Here is a 6,663-nt window from a genome sequence, read left to right as displayed (position 1 = left end):
CCGCCGCGCCGATGAAGCCGCGCGTCGGCCCGATCGTGCCGGCGATCTCGGCCAGCCCCATGTGATGCACGCGCGAAAAGAACGTCGGCGTCCACGCCCCCGCCGCCCACACGTTCGCTCCCATCAGGGTAACACCCGCGAAAATCCAGGCGTAGCACTTGTCCGCGAACAGCGTCCGGATGTCGGCGAAGATCTGCGTGGCGGACAGCCGCTCGCGCTCGCGCGGCGGCGTCTTGCGCGCAGGCTCGCGCACGGTCAGCAGAAGCAGCAGCGCCACGATCATGCCGGGCACGCCCATCGCCACGAACATCGCGCGCCAGCCATGGTTCTGCGCGATCCAGCCGGCGATCGGGAAGAACACGATGAAGGCGATCGAATTGGCCGTGCCGAAGATCGCCAGCGCCAGCGGCCGCCGGCGCGGGTGGAACAGGTCGGCGATGATCGAGTTCGACGGCGGCAGCCCGCAGGCTTCGCCCGCGCCCATCAGAAAGCGCGCGATGGCCAGTTGCCAGATGCTGGTGACGAAGCCGGTCAGCACCGTCATCAGGCTCCAGAAGCCCAGCCCGATGGCGATGATGTTGCGCCGGTTGAAGCGGTCCGCCAGCCAGGCGATCGGCAGGCCCAGCAACGAATAGAGGAAAATGAACGCGAGGCCGGTGGCGAGGCTGAGCGCGGTGTCGGACACGCCGAACTCGCGCTTGATCATCGGCAGCACCAGCCCCAGCAACGCCCGGTCGAGGTAGTTGAACACGGAAATGAGCGTGAGGATGAACAGCGGCCAGGTGGCCGACCACGGCCACGTGGCGTTGTCCTCGCCGGCTTCGTTGATCGCGCTCATTCTACCCTCATCCCTTCGCGCCGGGTGCATTCGTGATCGTCGTCGATGGCCACCGACCGCTCGGCAAAGCGCATGTCGGCCGGGGGGCACAAGTCCGAGCGCAGCCACAGACGCAGCAACAGTCTGCGCTGCTCCGGATTGTCCTCGAACGCGGTGCGGCCGTGCAGCCACGACCAGTTGTGCCACAGCACCACGTCACCGGGCGAGAGGCGGAATTGCGCGGTCCCGGCCAGTTCCAGCGCCCGCGCGCGCAGATCGGCGACGGCAGCGGCAAGCGCGGGCGGCAGCGCTTCCCCCCGCGTGCGCGCGGCGGCTTGCAGGAAATAGGGGTTGAAGCAGCATTGCACCCCATCGCCTTCGCCGGCGAACACCGGAACCTTCTCCGCGCTGACCGGCGCGCGCGAACGGAGCACCGGGTTGGTGCCGAAGAAATACCCCTCGCGCAGCGTCGGCAGGTGATGCGGCATCCGCCGCCGGACCGCGTCGTGCAGGTCCGCCGCGCGGACCAGAAACGAATCCCCGCCCCGCATCGCCTCGCGCACAGTGCCCAGCGCCAGAATGTCGTGCAGATCGGTATGCGGTGCCAGTTCGAGATCGGAATGCGTGCCGCGCGCCTGCGCGTCGCCCGGCCGCCGTTCCACCCGCGCGACCAGTTCCCCTTGCGGCGACTGGATCGATGGCGCGCCCAGCCAGCGCCCCAGCATCAGCAGGCGCTCGGCGAAGCCATCCTCCCCCACAATCGAGGGGTCGCCGGTTTCGACTACGATCGCCCGCGCGCCGTGGGTGAACGCCGCGCGCAGATCGGCCCGCAGGTCGGCCAGCGCCGCCTCGTCGCCGGCGGCAAACGCATGGCGTTCCCCGGCCGACAGGCTGCGACGCGGCACCGCTACGGTCACAGGCGCGAAGCCCTCGTTTCGGTATGGGTGATGAACTCGATCAGCGCGGGCTGGCCGGCTTCGATCGCGGCAATGCCGCGCCGGATCGCCGGGGCGATCTGGTCGGGCGTGGTCACCCGCTCGCCATAGCCGCCCAGCGCGCGGGCGAAGGCGGCGTAATCGCCCGAGATGTCGGTGCTGCGATAGCGCTCGGTGGCGATCGGCATGACCGGCAGTTCGATGGCCATGGCGCTGTTGTTGAGCAGGATCGAAAGGATCGGCAGCCGTTCGCGCGCCGCCGTTTCGAAATCCATGCCGGTAAAGCCGATGGCGGCATCGCCCCAGACATTAATGCACAGCTTGTCCGGGCAGGCGAGCTTTGCACCCATCGCCAGGCCCAGGCCATAGCCCAACTGCGTCGACTTGCCCCAGCCGAGGTAAGACAGCGGCGTCACCGATTTCCAGAACGGCGTCAGCTGATCGCGCGGCGAGCCGGCGTCGTGGGTGATGATCGTGTTGGCCACGTCCACCGTGCGCTGCAGTTCCCACAGCACGCGATAGGGGCTGAGCGGCGTGTCGTCGCTTTCCAGCAAGGGCAACCATTCCGCCAGCCAGCGGGCTTCCACCTCGCGGATTTCGGCAATGGCGGCCGACGGATCGCGCGGCGCGTCCAGCCGGGCGCGGCAGGCGGCGACGAGCATGGCCAGCGTCAGCTGCGCATCGCCCACCAGCGCCGCTTCGCAGCGCACGCTCTTGTTGATGTCGGCGGGATCGAGCGTGGCGTGGATGATCGGCACATGATCGGGCATGGCCACGCCGAACGCGGTCTCCGACAGGCTGCAGCCGATGCCGAGGATCAGATCCGCGCGATCAAGGAAATGGCGCAGCTGGCCGGGGATGGCCGCCCCGCCCGATCCCAGCGCCAGCGGATGCGTTTCGTCGAACGCGCTCTTGCCTTCCAGGCTGGTGGATACCGGCGCGCCCAGCAGTTCCGCCAGTTCGCGCAGCTCGGCATAAGCCTCGGCCCAGTGCACGCCCTGCCCGGCATGGATCACCAGCCGCCGCGCGGCGACCAGCCGGTCCGCCACCGCCTCGACCGCCGCCGGATCGGGGCCGGAACGGGTGCTGATCACCGGGCGGTAGTCCAGTTCCCCCGGGATCTCCTCGGCCAGCACGTCCCATGGCATTTCGACAAGGGCGGGGCGCAGCCGGCCGTTGCGCAGCGCCGAGAAGGCGCGGCGCAGCACCGCCGGCGTGTCCTCTGCACGCAGGATCGGTTCCGCCGTCTTGGTCACGTCGCGCATCGAGATCGAGGCGTTGAAGTTGTCCGGCACGTGGGCGATGCGCCGGGCATAGCCCTGCGGCAGCACCAGCACCGGCACGCTTTCCGAATAGGCCTGCGCCACGCCGCCATAGGCGTTCTCGGTGCCTGGGCCGTGCTGCATCGCGAACACGCCCATGCGGCGCCCGCGCGTCAGCCGGGACAGCGCATCGGCCATGTGGACGCCGGTGCGTTCCTGCCGGACGATCACCGGGCGGATGCCGATGGCCGCCGCCGTTTCCAGCACCGCGTTGCGCGGATAGCCGAAAATGACGTCGACGCCCTCGCGCCTGAGGATTTCCGCGATCGCGGCGCTCACCTTCATGCCGTTTCTCCGTGTCCGCCGTGGTTCAGTTGCCGGCCTGGGGACCGACGGGGCGCTCGCCCACCACGGTGGTACGGATCAGATGCCGCCGCTCGTACTTGAAATCGTGGACCCCGCGATGCAGCGTGAACCGGTTGTCCCACACGATCAGCGTGTCCTTCTGCCACTTGATGCGGCAATGGTAGTGAAGGTGCTGCGCCAGGCTCTGCAGGTAGGCCAGCAAGGCGCGGCTCTCGTCCTCGCTCCAGCCGACGAAGCGCTTGAAATAGGCGCTCGTGGCGAACAGCGCCTTGCGCCCGGTTTCGGGATGGACGCGCACCGCCGGATGGATGCTTTCGAGCTGGTCCTCGGTGAAATCGTGGCTTTCGCGCAGGCGCAACCGCTTGTCGGGGTCGAGCTTTTCGTTCTTCGCCCAGATGTCCTTGCCCGAATAGACGACCTGAAGCCCATCGAGCAGCGTCTTCATCCCGTCGGACAAGTGTTCATAGACAAGGTAGGCGTTGGAAAAGGCCGTATCCCCGCCCCACTGCGGCACTTCCAGCGCGCGCATCACGATGCACTTGGGTGGCGTGGGCAGGAACGGGCTGTCGGTGTGGAAATGCTCGAACGAGGGCACCACGTTTTCCGGCTCGTGCGCTTCGCGGCGGACTTCCTGCATGTCGCGATGGCCGGCATAGGTCGGCGCCTGCGGCAGTTCGGTCAACTCGCCGAAATAGCGCGAGAAGGCCTTGTGCTGTTCCGGCGTCAGATCCTGATCGCGGAACACGATCACAAGGAACTGCTCGAACGCCTTCATCACCTCGGCCAGCGTTTCCGCGTCAAGCGGCTGGCGCAGGTCCACCCCGGTGATCTCGCAGCCACAGGCGCCCGAGATCGGTTCGACGCCAATCCGCCTGAACTCCGGCATCGGCAGGCCGGCGACGATGGGGGTTCCGGCGGGAATTTCGGTGGCCGGAACGGCGGGGTTGGCAACGGGTCGAGACGACACGGTCATTCCTTTCCTGCGATAGTGCGGGTCGCCGGTCTCCGACCGGGCCGGATGTCCGGCGAAGGACAACCCACAGGCCGTCCTTCGCCGCATCAGCCGTTCCTAGAAACGGCGCTTGAGCGTGACGGCCCAGGTGCGCGGTTCACCGGGAACGCCCTGGATCGAATTGGTCGATCCGCGATTGTCGAAAATGTCGGAATAATAGAGCTTGTTGGTAAGATTGCGGACTTCCACCGCCAGTTCCCAGTCCTTCTCGGCCGTCGCGTAGGCCACGCGGGCATTGACCAGCGTGCGGCTGGGGATCACGCCGAAGATGTCCTTGCCCCCGGTCGCGGCGTCGACGTTGTTGGCATTGCGCTCGAACGCGTCCTCATGGTTGACGTCGATGCGCGGAATGATCGTGCCAGCCTTGCCCAGATCGAACTCGTACTGCGCGCCAAAGCTCCACTGCCAGGGCGAGATGTAGACGCCCTTGTCCTCCAGTCCGATGCCGGCGCTGGCCGCGATCGCGCTGATCGAATCGTACTTGAAGTGGAGATAGGCAAGCGATGCGTCGATCGAGAGCCCCTGTACCGGACGCAGCGCGAGTTCGGCCTCGAAGCCCTTGATCGTTGCCTTGCCGGCATTGAGCGGCAGCGCGCACGGCGCGGCCGGCACGCCCACCGCCACCGGGCAGTTCGAAACCGTCACCAGGATGTCGTTGTACTTGTTGATGAACGCCGATGTGTTGAGGCGCACGCGATGATCGAGGAATTCGCTCTTCAGGCCGATTTCATAGGCCTTGAGCGTTTCCGGATTGTGCGGCAGCGCCTGGGCCGGGAAGAACGGCCGGGGGTTGATACCGCCACCCTTGAAGCCGGTCGAGAACTGGGCATAGCCCATGATCGCGTCGGTCAGGTGGTACTGCGCGCCAAGCCGGTAATCGACCCGGCTGCCCGAGAATTCCCGCGACAGCCCGTTGAGCGGCGCCAGCGAAGCCGGAACGGCGCCACCGGTGGACGAGCCGGGAATGCCCTCACGCCCATAGATGAAGGTCTTGCTCTGGTCGGTGTAGCGGATGCCGCCCAGGATGGTCAGCCGTGCCAGCGGCGAGACTTCGGCGTTGGCGAACACGGCCTTGGTCTTGGCCGGAATCCGGTTGTCCTCGATGAAGTTCAGCGTCGGCAGCGTGACGCGCGACCGGTTGCGGCTGGTTCTGTCCAGATAGAACCCGCCGACGGTCAGGTTCACCATGTCGCCCAGCTTGGCGGACAGGCGCAGTTCCTGGCTGAACTGGTGGTTATAGACACGGTTCGCTTGCAGCCCGGTGTTGAACGGCGAACTGTCGCCCGACGAATAGTTGCCGTCGAACTTGCGATAGGCGGTGATCGAGGTGAGGTTGAGGTTGTCAGTCAACTCCGCCGTGATCGTGCCCGAGATGCCCCAGCTGTTGATCAAGCCCTTGAGCGGCGCGGACCACGTGCCCGAACCATCGCGCGGGGTAACCTCGGTATAGTTCTCGTAGCTGACAAAGGGGCTCTTGGTGAACGTATCCTGCGCGTAGTTCCCGTAGGGCGAATACGAGATGTAGGGCGAACCCGATGCCGTGCCGAAGACGTTGCCATTGAGCACATAGGCCGAGGATGGCGGCGTCGCCACGCCGGTCAGCGTTGCGCCGGGGACCGCCTGCCGGCCGACGTAGAGCAGCGTCGCGGGGCCGACCTCGCTGTTGTCGCGCGTCACGTCCGCCGCAAGGTCCACCGTGACCCGGCTGGAAGCCTGCCAGCGCAGCGCGAGCCGCCCGGCGACGTATTCCTTGCCGCCTTCGGTGCCCAGCTTGCACTTGTCGGCGGCCACCATGCTCGGCAGCGTGCTGCCGGGATGGGTGCAGGCATAATCGTAGCGGGTGACGTAGCCGTCCTTCTTGACCGCAACGCCCGAAAGGCGGGCGAAAAGCTTGTCCGGCACCACCGTGAAATTCGCCGCGCCGCGCAGTTCCATGCGGTTGTAGCTGCCGTAGGTCGCCGACAGGTAGCCGTCGTTCGAACCATCGGGCTTCTTGGAATAGAGCTTGATCGCGCCGCCGATCGAATTCTGACCGGCGAGCGTTCCCTGCGGACCGCGCAGGATTTCGATGCGGTCAAGGTCGATGAGGCTAAGCATCGATCCCTGCATCGTCGGCAGATAGACGTCGTCGACATAGATGCCGACACCCGGTTCGAGCGCGAACGAGGTATCGCGCTGGCCAACGCCGCGAATGTAAGCGACGACGGCGGGACCGAAGTTCGCCGAAGCCGTCCGGAGCGTCACGTTCGGGGCCTTGCCGCCCAGATCGAC

4 protein-coding genes and 1 pseudogene are annotated in these 6,663 nt (G+C 66.7%); all 5 read right to left on the bottom strand.

Annotation, left to right across the window (positions count from 1 at the left end; genetic code table 11):
- Positions 1 to 838: MFS transporter (locus B3547_RS04115; RefSeq protein ID WP_292960470.1), on the bottom strand; the 838-nt coding region annotated here is incomplete at its 3' end.
- The gene (locus B3547_RS04110; RefSeq protein WP_292960468.1) at positions 835 to 1,722 is read right to left on the bottom strand and encodes a TauD/TfdA family dioxygenase; all 888 of its coding nucleotides are present in this window, start codon (positions 1,720 to 1,722) and stop codon (positions 835 to 837) included. The genes B3547_RS04110 and B3547_RS04115, both read right to left, overlap by 4 nt.
- 8 nt (positions 1,723 to 1,730) lie before the next feature.
- Positions 1,731 to 3,362: pseudogene (locus B3547_RS04105) on the bottom strand (thiamine pyrophosphate-requiring protein); the annotation flags it as partial.
- 22 nt (positions 3,363 to 3,384) lie between these two features.
- Positions 3,385 to 4,347, bottom strand: a complete 963-nt coding sequence (locus B3547_RS04100; RefSeq protein WP_292960466.1) for a TauD/TfdA dioxygenase family protein — start codon at positions 4,345 to 4,347, stop codon at positions 3,385 to 3,387.
- Positions 4,348 to 4,449: 102 nt separating this feature from the next.
- On the bottom strand, positions 4,450 to 6,663 hold a 2,214-nt coding region (locus B3547_RS04095), incomplete at its 5' end, for a TonB-dependent receptor (protein ID WP_292960465.1).

The sequence above is a fragment of the Novosphingobium sp. UBA1939 genome (assembly GCF_002336885.1).
Lineage (GTDB): Bacteria > Pseudomonadota > Alphaproteobacteria > Sphingomonadales > Sphingomonadaceae > Novosphingobium.
Note: the sequence above shows the minus strand (reverse complement) of the source record. Positions and strands in the feature narration are given on the sequence as shown.